The organism is Neisseria subflava (assembly GCF_024205705.1).
Classification (GTDB): domain Bacteria; phylum Pseudomonadota; class Gammaproteobacteria; order Burkholderiales; family Neisseriaceae; genus Neisseria; species Neisseria subflava_D.
The window spans coordinates 1,265,943-1,282,757 of record NZ_CP073115.1; the positions used below are offsets into that span (position 1 = coordinate 1,265,943).

The 16,815-nt window shown below is 50.1% G+C and carries 17 protein-coding genes; 9 read left to right on the top strand and 8 right to left on the bottom strand.

Annotated features, from left to right (window positions below; all coding sequences use genetic code 11):
* Positions 1-150: 150 nt before the first annotated feature.
* The gene (gene lon / locus KCG54_RS06105) at positions 151-2,610 is read right to left on the bottom strand and encodes an endopeptidase La (RefSeq protein WP_254323679.1); all 2,460 of its coding nucleotides are present in this window, start codon (positions 2,608-2,610) and stop codon (positions 151-153) included.
* A gap of 212 nt (positions 2,611-2,822) precedes the next feature.
* On the opposite strand from lon, the gene KCG54_RS06110 reads away from it, so the two are divergent.
* The 3 genes from KCG54_RS06110 (at position 2,823) to lipA (ending at position 4,810) form a co-directional block, all read left to right on the top strand.
* On the top strand, positions 2,823-3,098 hold the full coding sequence (locus tag KCG54_RS06110; RefSeq protein ID WP_254323680.1) for an HP0495 family protein: 276 nt from the start codon (positions 2,823-2,825) through the stop codon (positions 3,096-3,098).
* Positions 3,098-3,700, top strand: a complete 603-nt coding sequence (lipB, locus tag KCG54_RS06115) for a lipoyl(octanoyl) transferase LipB (protein ID WP_254323681.1) — start codon at positions 3,098-3,100, stop codon at positions 3,698-3,700. The genes KCG54_RS06110 and lipB overlap by 1 nt, the downstream gene beginning before the upstream one ends.
* Positions 3,701-3,826: 126 nt before the next feature.
* Complete coding sequence (gene lipA, locus KCG54_RS06120) at positions 3,827-4,810, top strand: lipoyl synthase (RefSeq protein ID WP_003683323.1); 984 nt, start codon at positions 3,827-3,829, stop codon at positions 4,808-4,810.
* Positions 4,811-5,000: 190 nt separating this feature from the next.
* On the opposite strand, the gene hemB is transcribed toward lipA, so the two are convergent.
* From hemB to ybaK, 5 genes are all read right to left on the bottom strand, one after another.
* On the bottom strand, positions 5,001-6,002 hold the full coding sequence (hemB, locus tag KCG54_RS06125) for a porphobilinogen synthase (RefSeq protein ID WP_049333805.1): 1,002 nt from the start codon (positions 6,000-6,002) through the stop codon (positions 5,001-5,003).
* A 32-nt stretch (positions 6,003-6,034) separates the two neighbouring features.
* The gene (locus KCG54_RS06130) at positions 6,035-6,745 is read right to left on the bottom strand and encodes a DUF6973 domain-containing protein (protein ID WP_070608363.1); all 711 of its coding nucleotides are present in this window, start codon (positions 6,743-6,745) and stop codon (positions 6,035-6,037) included.
* A 160-nt stretch (positions 6,746-6,905) separates the two neighbouring features.
* Positions 6,906-7,778: a DMT family transporter gene (locus tag KCG54_RS06135; protein ID WP_254323682.1), complete on the bottom strand. Its 873-nt coding sequence runs from the start codon at positions 7,776-7,778 to the stop codon at positions 6,906-6,908.
* Positions 7,779-7,781: 3 nt separating this feature from the next.
* Complete coding sequence (locus KCG54_RS06140; RefSeq protein ID WP_254323683.1) at positions 7,782-8,414, bottom strand: DnaJ domain-containing protein; 633 nt, start codon at positions 8,412-8,414, stop codon at positions 7,782-7,784.
* A gap of 15 nt (positions 8,415-8,429) precedes the next feature.
* Entirely contained in the window at positions 8,430-8,915 is a 486-nt protein-coding gene (gene ybaK, locus KCG54_RS06145) for a Cys-tRNA(Pro) deacylase (RefSeq protein WP_004519716.1), read from the bottom strand.
* 100 nt (positions 8,916-9,015) lie between these two features.
* On the opposite strand from ybaK, the gene KCG54_RS06150 reads away from it, so the two are divergent.
* Positions 9,016-9,369 carry a RidA family protein gene (locus KCG54_RS06150; protein WP_254323684.1) on the top strand — a complete coding sequence of 118 codons (354 nt, stop codon included), beginning with the start codon at positions 9,016-9,018 and terminating at the stop codon, positions 9,367-9,369.
* A 128-nt stretch (positions 9,370-9,497) separates the two neighbouring features.
* The gene (ttcA, locus tag KCG54_RS06155) at positions 9,498-10,457 is read left to right on the top strand and encodes a tRNA 2-thiocytidine(32) synthetase TtcA (protein WP_003746908.1); all 960 of its coding nucleotides are present in this window, start codon (positions 9,498-9,500) and stop codon (positions 10,455-10,457) included.
* Between the two features lie 90 nt (positions 10,458-10,547).
* Here the strand turns inward: ttcA and KCG54_RS06160 are convergent, their stop codons facing one another.
* On the bottom strand, positions 10,548-11,126 hold the full coding sequence (locus KCG54_RS06160; RefSeq protein WP_254324993.1) for a TetR/AcrR family transcriptional regulator: 579 nt from the start codon (positions 11,124-11,126) through the stop codon (positions 10,548-10,550).
* A 437-nt stretch (positions 11,127-11,563) separates the two neighbouring features.
* Here KCG54_RS06160 and KCG54_RS06165 point away from each other — a divergent pair, with 437 nt between their 5' ends.
* From KCG54_RS06165 to KCG54_RS06180, 4 genes are all read left to right on the top strand, one after another.
* On the top strand, positions 11,564-13,606 hold the full coding sequence (locus KCG54_RS06165; RefSeq protein WP_254323685.1) for a TonB-dependent receptor: 2,043 nt from the start codon (positions 11,564-11,566) through the stop codon (positions 13,604-13,606).
* A 95-nt stretch (positions 13,607-13,701) separates the two neighbouring features.
* Positions 13,702-14,100: an extensin gene (locus KCG54_RS06170; protein WP_254323686.1), complete on the top strand. Its 399-nt coding sequence runs from the start codon at positions 13,702-13,704 to the stop codon at positions 14,098-14,100.
* A gap of 112 nt (positions 14,101-14,212) precedes the next feature.
* Complete coding sequence (locus KCG54_RS06175; protein WP_254323687.1) at positions 14,213-15,448, top strand: MFS transporter; 1,236 nt, start codon at positions 14,213-14,215, stop codon at positions 15,446-15,448.
* Positions 15,449-15,591: 143 nt separating this feature from the next.
* Entirely contained in the window at positions 15,592-16,080 is a 489-nt protein-coding gene (locus tag KCG54_RS06180; RefSeq protein ID WP_049333782.1) for a DUF456 domain-containing protein, read from the top strand.
* A gap of 60 nt (positions 16,081-16,140) precedes the next feature.
* On the opposite strand, the gene KCG54_RS06185 is transcribed toward KCG54_RS06180, so the two are convergent.
* Positions 16,141-16,800, bottom strand: coding sequence for a YecA family protein (locus KCG54_RS06185; protein ID WP_049333780.1), 660 nt, complete (start codon positions 16,798-16,800; stop codon positions 16,141-16,143).
* Positions 16,801-16,815 lie beyond the last annotated feature (15 nt).

A 16,815-nucleotide genomic window follows, 5' to 3' on the forward strand; every position in this document is an offset into this window, starting at 1 on the left:
GCCCGAATACTCGGGGCTTGAGCGCTTTCAAAGCACATACGCACTTTATAGCAATTCTGAAATTATCATGTCAAGTAAAAAATGTGGAATTGCCCTATTTTTGGGGCATTCAGGGCAAAACCACATTTTTTGCAACATCAGACGGCCAACTTAATGCTTGGTTGCTTTTGTTCTTGACTTTGTCTTAGGAGTTTGCACGGTCTCGGCAACTGCCAATTCGGCAACCCATTGCTCAGGCTGAGTTTCCAGACTCAAAGCCAACACTTCATCAATCCATTTGACCGGATGGATGGTCAGACCGGTTTTGACATTTTCAGGGATTTCTTCCAAATCTTTGACGTTGTCTTTCGGAATCAATACATGCTTGATGCCGCCGCGCAAAGCAGCCAGCAGTTTTTCTTTCAAACCGCCGATCGGCAACACTTCGCCACGCAAAGTGATTTCACCGGTCATCGCCACATCCGCACGCACCGGAATTTTGGTAAAGGCAGAAACCATCGCCAAAGTCATGGCAATACCTGCGCTTGGACCGTCTTTCGGCGTCGCACCTTCCGGCACATGGACGTGAATGTCTTTCTTCTCGTAAAAATCAGGAGCCAGACCCACTGATTCGGCACGGGAACGGACAACCGACCATGCGGCCGATACTGATTCTTTCATCACATCGCCCAGTTGGCCGGTACATTGAATCGTACCCTTGCCCGGCAAGGCAACCGCCTCAACAGTCAACAACTCGCCACCGACTTCAGTCCAAGCCAGACCGGTTACCTGGCCGATGCGGTTTTCGCTTTCGGCCACGCCATAGTCGAAACGGCGCACGCCTAGATAGTCATGCAGATTTTTCTCAGTAACTTTAATTGCTTTAGGCTTGGCCTTGCTTGCTGTTTTGGATTTGGACGCTTTTTTCTTATCCTCATTCAAGGTAACCTGCATTACTACTTTGCGGCAGATTTTGGCAATTTCGCGATCCAACGAGCGGACGCCGGCCTCGCGGGTGTAGTAACGGATAATATCGCGCACCGCACTTTCATCAACCACCAACTCACCCTCTTTCACACCATTGCGCTTCATTTGTTTCGGCACAAGGTATTGCATGGCGATATTGATTTTTTCATCTTCCGTGTAACCGGACAGACGGATGATTTCCATACGGTCAAGCAGCGGAGTCGGGATATTCAAGCTGTTTGAAGTGGCAATAAACATCACATCGCTCAAATCGTAATCGACTTCGGCATAATGGTCGGCAAACTTGTTATTTTGCTCAGGATCAAGCACCTCAAGCAATGCACTGGCTGGATCGCCACGGAAATCACTGCCCATTTTGTCGATTTCATCAAGCAGGAACAATGGGTTTTTTACACCCGCTTTTGCCATGTTTTGCAGGATTTTGCCCGGCATAGAGCCGATATAGGTACGGCGGTGGCCGCGGATTTCGCTTTCATCACGCACGCCGCCTAATGCCATACGCACATATTGACGGCCTGTAGCTTTGGCAATCGATTCGCCCAAGGAAGTTTTACCCACTCCCGGAGGACCGACCAAACACAAAATCGGGCCTTTGAGCTTGTCCATACGTTTTTGAACAGCCAAATATTCCAAAATACGTTCTTTGACTTTTTCCAAACCATAGTGGTCGGCATTCAAAATCAAATCAGCCTTGGCAATATCTTTGCTGACACGGGATTTTTTCTTCCATGGCAACTCAAGCAAAGTATCGATGTAGTTGCGCACGACGGTAGATTCCGCAGACATCGGCGGCATCATTTTCAGTTTTTTCAATTCAGACAGACATTTTTCTTCAGCCTCTTTGCTCATGCCTGCTTCTTTGATTTTTGCTTCCAACGCGTCCAGCTCGCCGCGCTCGTCTTCTTCGCCCAATTCTTTCTGAATCGCTTTCACTTGCTCATTCAAGTAATACTCGCGTTGGGATTTTTCCATTTGACGTTTCACGCGGCCACGGATGCGTTTCTCAACCTGCATGATGTCGAGTTCGGCTTCCAACTGCGCCAGTAGAAATTCCAAACGGTCAACAATGCCGGCAGTCTCCAATACATATTGACGCTGCTCCAATTTCAGCTGCAAATGCGCGGCAATAGTATCGGCAAGACGGCTGTTGTCATCGATACTGCTGATGGTGCTGATGACTTCGGCAGGGATTTTTTTGTTCAATTTCGCATATTGCTCAAATTGAGTCAGCAAGGTACGGCGCAAGGCTTCAATTTCGGGATTGTCCTTGTCGCTATTCTCATCAATCGCCTCAACATGGGATAAAAACAGTCCGCCTGATTCGTCAACCGTCAATGCGCGCGCACGACGGATACCTTCTACCAACACTTTAACGGTGCCGTCAGGCAGCTTCAAAACCTGCAAAACTTGGGCGACTGTACCGGTCTGGTGCAAATCTTCGGCTTTAGGGTCTTCTGTATTAGGGTCAAGCTGGGCCAACAGGAAAACCGGATCATCATTGGCCATTGCCGCCTCAAGGGCCGCAATCGATTTAGGACGACCGACGAACAGCGGCAATACCATATGCGGATATACCACGACATCGCGTAAAGGCAAAGTAGCCAGCGCGCTGTATTCCTCGAAATATTTGTCTTTTGTCGGCATAGTTAATAATCTCAATCATTGTTAAATCAGAATGTAGCTCAAAATTGGGCTGAAGCGCTCCATTTCAAGACTTGAAAACAGCTTATCCGCACCTATTTTCGAAAACATCATTTTTATAGCCCGATATGGACGTTTACGATAAAATATATCGGATTTTGGGCCGTCTGAAAACTTTTCAGACGGCCCTGGCTAACCAAACAAGGTAGTAAACCATGACAGACTCAACCGAAAAAAAATCATTAATTGAATTCCCTTGCACCTTTCCTGTAAAAGTCATGGGCGTAGTTCATCCGGAATTTGAATCCGCCATCTTGGAAACCGTGCGCAAACACGCTCCCGATACCGAGCCGCACCACATCACTACGCGCCCAAGCAGCAAAGGCAACTACACCGGCGCAACCGTCAAAGTAAATGTCGACAACCAAGAGCAGCTCGACAATATCTACCGCGACCTGACTTCCCACGAATTGGTTAAAGTGGTGTTGTAATGAAAATCGTGCACAAAGGCTTGGTCGATTACCTGCCGACTTTCGAATCCATGAAGGCATTCAATGCCTCGCGTGACGAAAACACCGAAGACGAATTATGGGTGGTCGAACATCCGCCCGTATTCACCCAGGGCTTGGCCGGAAAACCTGAACACCTCCTCATTCGCGACGATATACCCGTTGTCCAAATTGACAGAGGCGGTCAAATTACTTATCACGGCCCCGGCCAACTGGTCGTCTATACGATGATCAATTTCAAACGCCGTAAAACCAGCGTCCGCCATATCGTTTCCGCACTTGAAAACAGCATTATCGCCACCTTGGCAGAATACGGCATCGATGCAGCCGCCGACCCAAAACGTCCCGGCGTTTACGTCGGCGAGCGTAAAATCGCTTCCCTAGGCCTGCGTATTAAAGACGGCTCCGTTTACCACGGCTTGGCACTTAACGTGAATATGGATTTAAATCCGTTTACCCATATCAACCCCTGCGGTTATGCCGGTATGGAAATGACCCAAATTGCCGACTATGTCTCTCCGGCACCTAGTTTGGCAGAAGTTTCAGACAAACTGACCAAGCATTTACAAAAAGAACTGGCATAAGGCCGTCTGAAAATATTGACCCCAACACCATCTTTTAACTGCCCTCTGAACCCACAAGCCCTTAGGCCATAAAGGCCGCAATCAGCTTTCAGACGGCCTTTATAACGACAGAAAGAACACATCACCATGAGTGAAGAAGTAAAAAACGACCCAAAACGCGGCATCAAACTGAAAGGCGCAGATAAAACTGCACGCATTCCGATTAAAGTGGTTCCATTGGAACAAAAATTGAAAAAGCCCGAATGGATCCGCGCCAAATTACCGGGCAAGAAATTTTTTGAAATCAAAAATATTCTTCGCGAACAAAAAATGCATACCGTGTGCGAAGAAGCATCTTGTCCGAATATCAGCGAATGCTTTACCAAGGGTACGGCCACATTCATGATCATGGGCGATATTTGTACCCGCCGCTGCCCGTTCTGCGACGTTGGCCATGGCCGCCCCAATATGTTGGATCCTGACGAGCCTAAACACTTGGCCGAATCCGTCAAGTCCATGAACCTGCGCTATGTCGTGATTACTTCCGTCGACCGTGACGACCTGCGTGATGGCGGCGCCCAACACTTCGCCGACTGCATCAAAGCCATCCGCGAAACCAGCCCGAATACCAAAATTGAAATCCTCGTTCCCGATTTCCGCGGACGTCTGGACATCGCACTGGAAATCTTGGCAGAAACACCGCCCGACGTAATGAACCACAATCTGGAAACCCATCCAAGCCTGTATAAAAAAGCCCGTCCGGGTGCCAACTACCAACACTCCCTCGAGCTTCTGCGCCGCTACAAAGAAATGATGCCCCATATCCCGACCAAATCCGGCATCATGGTCGGCTTGGGTGAAACAGACGAGGACGTACGCGAAATAATGCGCGATATGCGCGCCAACAATATCGAGATGATTACCATCGGCCAATATCTGCAACCTTCAGACGGCCACCTGCCCGTCTTGCGCTATGTAACTCCTGACCAATTCAAAGTTTTTGAAAAAGAAGCATACGAATTGGGCTTTACTAATGCCGCCATCGGCGCAATGGTTCGCTCCAGCTACCACGCAGACGAACAAGCAGCAGAAGCTTTGCGTGAAACCCACGGCGGTTGCAGCCACCACTAAGGTTTAAATCATATAAGGCCGCCTAAAAAATCAGGTAACTGTTTTTCAGACGGCCTTTATTTATGCAAAACTCTTTAGATTTTCAAAAAATAAACCTTAGTTGGGCCCTATTGAGCCAATCTTAAGTAATACAAAAAAGCGGCTAAACAGGATAAACACTGTTTGCCGCTTTTTGATTTATTTCTTTATTTTACTTCTTCAACAATTTTGCCGCTTCAATCGCATAGTAAGTCAAAATGCCATCGGCACCGGCGCGTTTGAATGCTAACAGGCTTTCCAAAATGGTTTTTTCACCATCCAGCCAACCATTTTGAATGGCTGCCTGAAGCATGGCATATTCGCCGGAAACTTGGTAAGCATAAGTCGGTACGCCAAACTCGTCTTTGACTCGGCGGACGACATCCAGATACGGCAAACCAGGTTTTACCATGACCATATCTGCGCCCTCTTGAATATCTAATGCTACTTCGTGCAAGGCTTCGTTAGTGTTTGCAGGATCCATTTGGTAGGTTTTCTTGTCTGCCTTACCCAAATTGCCGGAACTGCCGACAGCGTCGCGGAACGGGCCGTAGAACGCTGAAGCATATTTTGCCGAATACGCCATGATGCGCGTATGGATATGTCCGGCATCTTCTAAGGCTTCGCGGATGGCAAGTATGCGTCCGTCCATCATGTCGGATGGGGCAATGACTTGTGCACCTGCATCAGCATGACACAAAGCCTGTTTTACCAAAACTTCAATGGTTTCATCGTTGAGGACATAGCCATTTTCATCGGTTAAACCGTCTTGGCCGTGAATGGTATAGGGGTCCAAGGCAACGTCAGTCATGATACCCAGCTCTGGGAATTTCTCACGCAGGGTTCGTACTACTGTCGGCACCAAGCCTTCAGGGTTATAAGCTTCCTCCGCAAACTCGGTTTTGTTTTGCGTTACCACGGGAAACAAAGCCAGCATAGGAATGTCAAGCTTCAGTGCTTCTTCAGCGGTAAACAACAATTTGTCCAAACTTTGGCGTTTGACACCCGGCATGGATGGGACTGCCTCTTCCTGATTCTGGCCTTCCAATACAAAAACCGGATAGATCAAATCATCTGCCGTCAAAGTATGCTCGCGCATCAGACGACGTGAAAAATCGTCTTTACGCATACGGCGCATACGGGTGTTTGATACATAACGCGGAGGGAAATTCATAACAATTGCCTTTCAATAATGAAGTCTTAAAATCAGTCTTCGACTTGACGTATGGCTTTGACCGAACGTTTGATTTCGCTGAGCGTACCGGTTTTATAACTATTACGTTCCTGTTCGGTCATACCGTTTTGATCCAATTTGGCGATATTTTTCAATGCCTCGGCATACTGGCCGTCTGAAAGTTTTTCCTGTTTGATGCGCCAACGGTTGTTCACTTCGGAAGCCGTCCATAAGCCTACTTTGTTGTAGTAGAACAAAATGCTTGCCGCCAGAGTCTTCATATCGCTATCGGGTTTGGCACTGCCGATACTGCGGCCGATACGGTTGTTACGTTGATCGACTGCCTGGTCGGCAAGATAACGGCTGAAGTAGTCGTCTTTACCTTCTCGCAACTCCATATCCGTCAGGCGCGCATTACCTGCTTTTTCGGCAATAATGCTGTCGAATTTAGAAGCAATCGCTGCCTGCCATAATGCTTGGCGTACGGCATTGACCTGTGTTCCCCTGCTGTCGCCGTTTGCTTTGTCGTCCAAACCTGTACGCTCGGCAAAGCGTGTGGCATTACTGGTCATATTGATTAAGCCTTCATCTTCCATGCCGATAACTTGGGCGGCCACGGGATGGTTAAGCGCAAATTGAGCCATTTTGCTGCGGCGGCTTTGATCTTCCTGATACGATTGGCAACCGGACAATACCAGCATACCGAGAACGGCGCATTGAATGTGTTTTTTAATATGTTTCATGATGTAACTATCGATATTATTGTGTGAGTTCAACTTCTTTGTTTAACATAGAAACGCCCGTAAGCGTAAAATAATTTCCATACGGCCAAATCGGCGCATGAATGGCTATTTTATAATAAAAATAAGGCCGTCTGAAAATTTTCAGACGGCCTAAGTATTTTTAACCTAGCAAGCTGCGAATCTGCGGCCAATAAAACAGGCAGGCTATCGAGCAAATAGCAATGCTGATACCGGCTGCGTTAATGCTGCTGATTTTTTCTTTAAATATTGCCGCACCAATCAGCGTACCCAAAACAATCACGCCAATATTCATGCCGGCAAATACCAAGGTCGGATTATCCTTCATGATTTGGTGTGCAGAAATGTAGGTAACAATATTCAAAAAGTTCAAGCAGCCCAAAATCATACCGCCCACTATGCCCTCTTTGGTCCATTTGCTTCCTTTGGCAAACAGGTAGCCAAACATCAAGATACCGGCCAAACAAAACGCCACCAGCAAATTACCGGCAAACGCGGTACCGCTTTTCGCCACTTGTTTGAACAAAATATCGATGACGCCGTAGCCGCACCAAACGCCCAAAAGCAGCATCACTTGCGTGCTGAGGCCGCCGGATTTCTTGCCGCCATCGCTTTTCCAAAGCAAAAAAAACAGTGCCGTAAATGCCAATACCAAACCAATCAGACGGCCTTCGGTCAACTGCTCATGGAAAAGCGTGAATGAAGCGACAATCGGCAGAAACAGCGATAAGCGTTGTGCCGCGTCCGATTTGACGATACCTGCCGCATCTACGGATTTGCCCATAATGACAAACACAGTTGGCAGCAAAATGCCCAAGGCCGCAAAAAGCCACCACGTCGGCAAAAATACCTGCGGATTGCTCAAATCAGGTTTTAACACCAGCATGGTCAAAGTGACGGCAACAATGTAGTTCACCGCCACCGCCTGCTCGATATTGATTTTTTGCTTGCGCGCCACTTTCAGCAATACGGAAACCAACACACTGCAAACGATACTTACCAATAAATATGCCATGCTTTAAAACCATCCTTGATTGGAAACAGGCTTATCGTCATTCAGTTTAATCAGTCCGACAACTACGCGATAAATGAGCCAAACACCGGTTGCCGCCAAAATCAGCCAACCGATTAAGATCAGTATGGTTAACATCCCGAAAAGCATACCCACCAAAGACACCCAAAATGTCTTAATCAACCAATCAATATGGCTGGCGTAAATGCTGCCTTGTGCCTCATCGTGTTTGACATATGCCAAAATCACACCGACAACGGGTGCAAACCAGATAAACAGGCCCAACGCATATGTAATATAGGCAATAAAAACATAGTTTTTCACTTCAGAATTAGACTTATTGACCATATTTGCCCCCATATTATTGTTCCCTGTATTATAATTTTCCGTATGATTGACCACCGTATTATTGAAGCCGTTGTCTTGGACTTCCTGGCGCTCGTACTGCATAGCCGCATCATAAGCCAGACGTTTTTCCGGATGAGACAATACTTCAAACGCCTGTCCGATGGCTTTAAACCGCTCCGCATCTTTCTGAATATCCGGATTGGCCACCAATTTGCCGTAAGCCTCGCGGATAACGTTGATATCCGCATCCTGAGACACACCCAAGATTTCGTATAAATTCACTTGTTCCATCTGTATTCCCCTCCTTTACGCGTCCACTGCAACATGAACATCTTGCGGATTAAGCGTCCGCAGGTTTTCAGGCTTCATGCCTACGATAAACCCACGTTTTCCGCCATTGATAAAAATCTCGTCCAAAGCCCAAATGCTTTCTTCCACATAAACCGGCAACGCGGTTTTCATACCGAATGGCGATGTCCCGCCAACCAAATATCCTGTCCATTTCGCCGCTTGATCTGCCGTTGCCGGCTCGATGTGTTTCAAGCCCAGTTCGCGTGCCAAATTGCGGGTAGAAATATGTTTGTCACCGTGCATTAAAACAACCAAGCCCTTCTTGTGCTCATCCTGCAAGACGATTGTTTTGATGACTTGATGCTCAGGCTTGCCCGTACATTCGGCAAAACGCGCTGTACCGCCGTGTTCTTCATACGCGTAAACATAAGGGACAAAATCGATTTTCTTACTGCGTAAAAAGCGTACTGCCTGCGTAACCGGATATTCTGCTTTACTCATGGGTTGTTTTCCGCCATTCTTTTCAGACGGCCCCTCTTAAAATATGGAACGTAAACAGTCGCAATGTTACCATACCTTCTTTTTGAAATCAGGAGACAACATGGACATCCGCTATCTTGGCACAAGCAAACGCTATTCGGAAGCCGTCGTAGCCAACGGCTTGGTTTTCCTCTCCGGCATGGTTCCCGAAAATCCTGAAGCCGATGCCAAAGCGCAAACTGAAAATGTTTTGGCGCAAATCGATTCATGGCTCGCACAATGCCAATCCGACAAAGCCCATATTTTAGAAGCCACCATCTATCTGCCCGATATGAACGACTACGCCGCCATAAACGAAGCCTGGGACGCATGGACAGCACCTGAATGCGCTCCAGCCCGCGCCTGCGTAGAGGCGAAACTGGCTTCGCCCGATTGGAAGGTTGAAATCAAAATTACCGCCCTTCAAATCAAATAAAGCGCAAATATCAGGCCGTCTGAAAACACCGCTTCAATCAAGCAAGCGCAGTTTTTCAGACGGCCTTTATTCTTTTGCGGTACAATACCGCCCTTAAATTTTTCTATTATTTCAAAGCACAAACAGCCATGTCCAAAAAAACCAAGCAAGAATTAGAAAACAACAAACTCAGCAAACGCCTACGCCACGCCGTCGGCGATGCTATTAATGATTTCAACATGATCGAACCGGGTGACAAAATCATGGTCTGCCTCTCAGGCGGCAAAGACAGCTACGCCCTTTTAGACATCCTGCGCCAGCTTCAAGCCAGCGCGCCGATTGATTTCGAGCTGGTTGCCGTCAATCTCGACCAAAAGCAGCCGGGCTTCCCTGAAGAAGTATTGCCGACCTATCTCGAAAGCATCGGCGTTCCCTACAAAATCGTTGAAGAAGACACCTACTCCACCGTCAAACGCGTGTTGGACGAAGGCAAAACGACTTGTTCGCTGTGCAGCCGCCTGCGCCGCGGCATCCTCTACCGCACGGCAAAAGAATTGGGCTGCACCAAAATTGCCTTAGGACACCACCGCGACGACATTCTTGCCACTATGTTCCTGAATATGTTCTACGGCGGCAAACTCAAAGCTATGCCGCCTAAATTGGTGAGCGACAACGGCGAACACATTGTCATCCGTCCTCTGGCGTATGTCAAAGAGAAGGACTTGATCAAATACGCCGAGCTGAAGCAATTCCCAATTATTCCATGCAACCTCTGCGGCTCTCAGCCCAACCTGCAACGCCAAGTCATCGGCGATATGCTGCGCGATTGGGACAAACGCTTCCCCGGCCGTATCGAGTCCATGTTCTCCGCCCTGCAAAACGTCGTTCCATCGCATTTGGCCGATACCGAACTCTTCGACTTTGTCGGCTTGGAACGCGGTCAAAACCTGAAACATGGTGGCGACTTGGCGTTTGACAGCGAAAAAATGCCGGAACGTTTCTCCGACGGCAGCGAAGAAGACGAAAGCGAAATCAAAATCGAGCCGCAAAAAGCCGAACGCAAAGTCATCAATATTCTGGCAAACAAACCTAAAACCTGCGGTTTATAATTCCATTTAATTTTCAGACGGCCTTTCGGTAGCTATTTACCGAAAGGCCGTCTGAATATTCATATTTGAAATTTTTCTATTCTTTTTTATCTATTCTTTCCCTGACAAACCGTGCAGCAGCAATCCCAATACGTCTTGTGGCAGCTTTTGCGGCGCGGCGGCATAAAGCGCGGCCAGTTGCGGATGGCGCATCAATATATCCGCCTGTCGGATGAACAGGTCAATGAGTTCCACCGGCAAATCGGGCTGAATCAGGCGGCGTTGTTGCAGGGTGTGGAAGAATCCGCGCATAAAGGCGTATTTTTCTTCGTTCAATTCGTGGAAAAACCGCTCCAGCTCCAAATCGGTGTTCTCTTCGATGTCGCGCAGGAAAGCGGCGGAATAAAGTTCTTCAAACGATTGTTTTTGCAGGGCAAACACAGCCTCAGCGGCTTCACGCAGGCTGCATTGCCGTGCAAGCAGATTTTCAAATTCGGCACGGACGCGATTTTTCTGCTCGGTAACAATTTCCTGCAAGAGCGCGTTTTTGCCGCTGTAATATTTGTAAAAGGTAACGCGGCTGACGGCGGCCTCGGTGCAGATGCCGCCTACGGATACGGCGGAAAAGCCATGTTCGCGGAATAAGCGGCGGGCGGTGTCGGCGATGGTTTGTTGTTTGCTGGCAGTCATGACGGTAAGAAGATTTTGATTTTGTTCATAAAGTTTTTCATTAAAGTTATCCGCAAGTCGGATGCTTATCATATTTCCCCACGGCGGCAATGGCAATATGGCGGCTTTCAGACGGCCTCTTTCCTTATCCCTCCGCTCCGCCCTACGAATGAGGGCTATCGGATGCTTAGCAGGCCAAATTCATGAAGATTACAGAATCTGCCTCCTCCAACCTTCTCCCTAAAATAGGAGAGGGATTTTTTTGGACGATTCATAAGATAAGAGGGGAAGTAAAGTGAATGATAAACACTTGCATTCCTGTTTCTTATTTCTTATACTTTACATTAATAGTTTGTTTTATGTAAATGTGTAAACACAAATATTTGCATACTGACGGAGCAATTGGATTGCCTGATGTTCAATCCGCCACGACGTATGCCGTCTGAAAGGATAAGGAAATGCAGAAACCCTCCCTCCGCCGCCTTCCCCTATTGATTGCCGCCTTTGCCTCCGAATGGATTTATGCCGCCGATGCGGCGCAAGACGCGGAACAAGTGCAGTTGGAAGAAGTCGTCGTCACCGGCGAACGCACCAACCGCAGCGGCTTTGAAACCGCCACGTCCAACCGCGTTTTCACCACACCGAACATCGACCGCAGCGGCCACAATCTTTCCGCCACCGACCTGCTCAAACAGACCGTGAACACAGTGGACTTAGGCAGCGGCAACGATTTGCCGACCGTGCGCGGCGTGGACGGCTCGGGTCCTGCCGTCGGCGCGGTGGCATTTTTCGCGGGCACGCGACCGCGCCTGAACCTGTCCATAGACGGCCGCTCCGCCACTTACAACGAATACGCCTTCGGCACGCAGTCGCTGTGGGACATGCAGCAAGTAGAAGTCTTGCGCGGACCGCAAAGCCATGTGCGCGGGCAGAACGCGGTGGCGGGCGCGGTGGTGATGCGTTCCAAAGATCCGACCGACGAATGGGAAGGCGCGCTGCGCTTGGGTTTGGGCAACCAGAAAACGCGCAACATCGCCGGCGTAGTGTCCGGTCCGATTGTGAAAAACAACCTTGCCTTCCGCCTGAGCGCGGAACGGCAGCAACGTGAAAGTTACGAGCCGTTCGTGTCCTACGAGCCGACCGGCAACCCGCGTCGCGTGGAAAACACCAACGTACGCTTCAAACTCCTGCTCACGCCCGAAAACCATCCCGATTTTTACAGCCGCCTGACACTGAACCACATCCGTTCGCGCGCGCCGCAAAACGAAATCATGGGCAACACCGCCAGCCGCCGTTTTTTAAAAGAAAAGCCCGTGTTCGTAACCGGCTCGACATCGGGTATCTGGGACGTATCGTGGCAGCTTAACGACTATCTGAAACTGGAAAACAAACTGGTTTACGGCCGCTACCACAACGAGCGGCTGCACCTGCCGATGACCGTCAGCCCGCAAGGCGTGCCCGCCGAACTCAAAGGCCGCGAAGTGCAATGGGAGCCGGTATTGCACTTTTCCAACAAAGGCCGTCTGAAAGGCCTTGCCGGACTGCACTACTTCCGCAGCAAGCAAGACGAATGGGTGGACATCCGCAGCGTCGGCGGCCGCAACACCTTTGATGACCGCAACAGCGTGCGCGCCCTGTTTGCCGAAACCACATACAGCCCCAGCGAAAAATGGGACATCACGGCTTCCGCACGCCTCGAAAAAGAAACGCACAAACGAAGCGGCGGCAGCGGCGCACTGCACCTCGATTTAGACAAAGGCCAGACCGTGTTCCTGCCCAAAATCGACATCGCCTTCAAACCCACCGACCAATGGGTCAGCGGCATCAAAGCCGCGCGCGGCTACAATCCAGGCGGCGCGGGCATCACCTTCGGCCGTCCCATCGTAACCTACACTTATGAACCCGAATATGTGAACAACTACGAGTGGTACACCCGCTGGCGCAGCGCAGACCGCCGCCTGCAACTCTCCGGCAACCTGTTCCTGAACCACTACCGCGACATGCAGCTTCCCTTCTATCTCGGCACCAACTCCGTCGTCATCCGCAACGCCAAAAAAGTCCACACCTACGGCGCGGAACTCGCCGCCGACTGGCAGACCACCGACAGCCTGAAACTCACCACCGGACTGGGGCTGCTCAACACCAAAATCAAAAGCTATCCCGACAGCGGCATTGAAGGCAACAAACTTGGCCGAGCGCCCAAATACACCGCCAACATCGGCGTGAAATACCTGAACGACAAAGGCTGGGAAGCCGGCGGCGATGTGCGCTTCTACGGCGGCTACTACTCCGCCGCCGACAATGCTGAATCAGGCAAAATCGACGCATACAACCAAGTCAACCTCTACACCGCCTACAACTTCAAACAAGGCCGCATCTCGCTCTACGCCGACAACGTGTTCAACCGCCGCCGCCCCATATTCATTTCCAGCGCCGACCGCCAAGACGCGCTCTACCAACGCCCCAGAAGCGTAGGCGTTAGCGTGGAATGGAAGTTTTAAATGAAACTGAAATGATTGAGGCCGTCTGAAAAAACATAGGTCGGACATTTATGCCCGACCTAGCGTTTATTCCCCAAAACACCCAAAGGAACCCCATGCACTACTTCACCCCCGCCAAAAGCCTGCCCGAAGGCTCCATCTACCTGACTGACCTGACCCACGTCGCCAACTTCGCCGACTGGCTGGCCGAATTCGAAACCCTGTTAAGCCAAAACCGCCGCTTCGCCACCGTTTGCACCCCAATGCGGCGGCAGGTGAGCGATGAACAGCGCATTGCCGACCGCAAAACTTACATCGAATGGATAAAGGCACACCGGCCGCAACTGTCCGAACGCTGCGCCGCCATGCTCCTTATCGAACCCGACGCGACGCAACTGGCATTCTTCCGCGAACAATCGTCCAAACTCGCCCCTGCGCTGGGCGTGAACTATATCGTCGAAGGAGATGAAACAACCGCCCTGCTTCGCGCAGAAGAAGCGTTGAAGGCCGTCTAAAAAAATACTAGACCCATTACTTACAGGTCTTAAATACAAATCAACTATTGCTACCCAATGTGTTCAGACGGCCTTGTACCTTTATTCGCCTCATTCTCAGAAGAATCATGTGATGTTCGACAATCAGACTTCCCCAAACTCACGCGACTGGCTGCTGCTTATCGGCGGCAGTACCTACAAATTCACGCTGACCGGTTTTTATCTGGTCGCGCTGGTCGCTATTTTGAAAAACCACGGTTACAGCCTGAATCAACTGAGCTGGATACATTTAATCGGCGGTATCGAAGCGGCGAAGGTGTTGTTTGCCGCGCTGATGGAGCGACGGCCGGCGGGGCGGTTCGGGCGGTTTCGCGGCTGGCTGCTGGCGGCGACACTGGGGCTTTCGGCAGTGTTCGGGCTGATGGCCTGCACCGACATAACGCAGAACTTCCCGCTGCTTCTGGCCTGCTGCGTTTTGCTCTCGGCAATGTCGGCGGTGTACGGCTGCGCGATGCTGGGCTTGTCGTGCATCGTCCTGCCGCACCGCGAACGAGGTTTCGGCGGCGTGATTCAGACGATGGCGGCGCGCGGCGGCAAGATGATAGGCGGCGCGCTGGTATTGTGGCTGTATCAGGAATACGGGCAGACGGCGGCGGCCGGCTTTATGCTGGCGTTCAGCCTGCTGATGTTGCTGCAACTCTTGTGCTACCGCGAGCCGGACAGCCCGACGGCGCAAGGCAGTTGGACGGCGTTGGCAGCGCGGCTGGTTTCCTTTTGGCGGCGGCCTGAAACGGGCTGGCGGTGGCTGGTTTTACTGTTTGCCGTTGCCGCGCCGTATGCATTTGCGGCGGCGACTTTTGTGCCCAAGCTGGCGGATTTGGGCTTCACCCCGAAACAGACGGGCGGAATTCTGGCGGTGGGTATTCCTGTTGCCTGCCTGATTGTGACGCCGCTGTCGGGCTGGTTTTCGCGCAATTATCCGCGCCGCAAACTCGTGTTCCTGCTCTACGCGCTGCAACTGCCGCTTTTGGCATCCATGACCGCCATCGATACGCTCGCACGTGTCCACCCTTGGCTGCCGCCCGCGCAAATCATCGCCCTGAGCCTGAGCTACACGCTGCTGCTGCCGGTGATACTGGCGTTGGTGATGGACAAATCCGACCGTGCCACCGCCGCACTCGACAGCAGCCTGCAATTTTCCGTCGTCCTGCTCGGCAGTTACGCGGCCGGTTTCGCCGCCCTACGGCTGGCAAAGGCTATTGGTTATACAGATGCGTATTGGGTTGCAGTGTACTTAGCCGTATTGGTAGGCCTGCTTTTATATTTGAATAGAAATTTATTCAATCATTCAGAGCGTGATTCACAATAATTCGCTCAGATATTTATCTATTGATTTTAATTGGGCGCTCCTCCGGATAATTTTTCATTTTATTGCACAATCTCTCATGAAAATATAACAAAACGTGCCCATAATACTGCCGTTATTACACTCTTAAATTCAAAAGGAACCTCATGACTGCTGTTCTCATCGTTCTCGGCTTGATCGCCATTGTTGTCGGCATTTTAGGCACGATTTACCCTGCCTTGCCCGGATTGGGTTTAATGTTTGGTGGCGCATGGCTGTTGGGTTATGCCGGCGATTATCAAGTGTTTGGCTCGGGTACGCTGACCTTTTTGGCCATCGTTGCCGTATTCGGTACTGCGATGGATTATGTGGCGGGTGCATTGGGCGCAAAATATACCGGAGCAAGTAAAACCGCGGTTTGGGGCGCGTTTATCGGCGGTATCGTCGGTGCATTCTTCTCTATTCCCGGCTTGTTGCTCGGCCCTTTGACCGGTGCGGCCATCGGCGAATTTATCGCACGCAAAGACACTTGGCAGGCAGGCAAAGTCGGTATCGGTACGTTTATCGGCTTTATTATCGGCACCGTGGCCAAAATCGGCTGCGCCTTGACCATCGCACTGACCATCCTGTTTGTTTGGTTGGCCTCGTTGTTCTAAGACAAAACATTAAAGGCCGTCTGAATTTCAAGCATTCAGACGGCCTTTTCATTTCACTGTTTATTTGCCGCAGCAGGCTTTGTACTTTTTACCGCTGCCACACTGGCAAGGATCGTTGCGCCCCACTTTTTCGCCTTCGCGGCGTACGGTTTGCGGCTTATTGATGATGGCCTGCCAATACCAGTAAATATCAAGCAGGACATGCGGCAAATCAGATTCCAGCTGGATCAACTCTTTTTCATTCAGATGCAAGATGACTTCGCCGTTTTCTTCATCGTCATAAATGCCACCCAAAGCCATAATCGGATAGAACAAATCCTCAAACTCTTCTTGATCGACTGCTTCAAACCAATCGGTAGGCACAATATCCAGTGCGTAAAGATAGGCGTTACACCAAGTGTAGAAATCCGGATTGCCGGCTTCATCTTCATAAAACCACAAATCAGGCAAAATTTTCTCGTTGAGCTTCATGCGCATATCGGCGGCCATTGCCATCACCAAACGCTCAATTTCGGTGCGCTCCTTGGCATCAAACAAAGATTCTTCACCTAAAATCTCAGGTAGCCAGTTGGTCGGATTCAAAGCATCCGGACCGCTCAATAAAGCCATCATAAAACCTTGAACTTCATCACAACGCATGGTGTTGTGGGCTTCGGATTTGGCATCCAGCAATTCCATCAACCGGCTGCGTGCCGCTTCATCAAAAGTCAGTATTTGCATTTTTGTTCCTTAAAA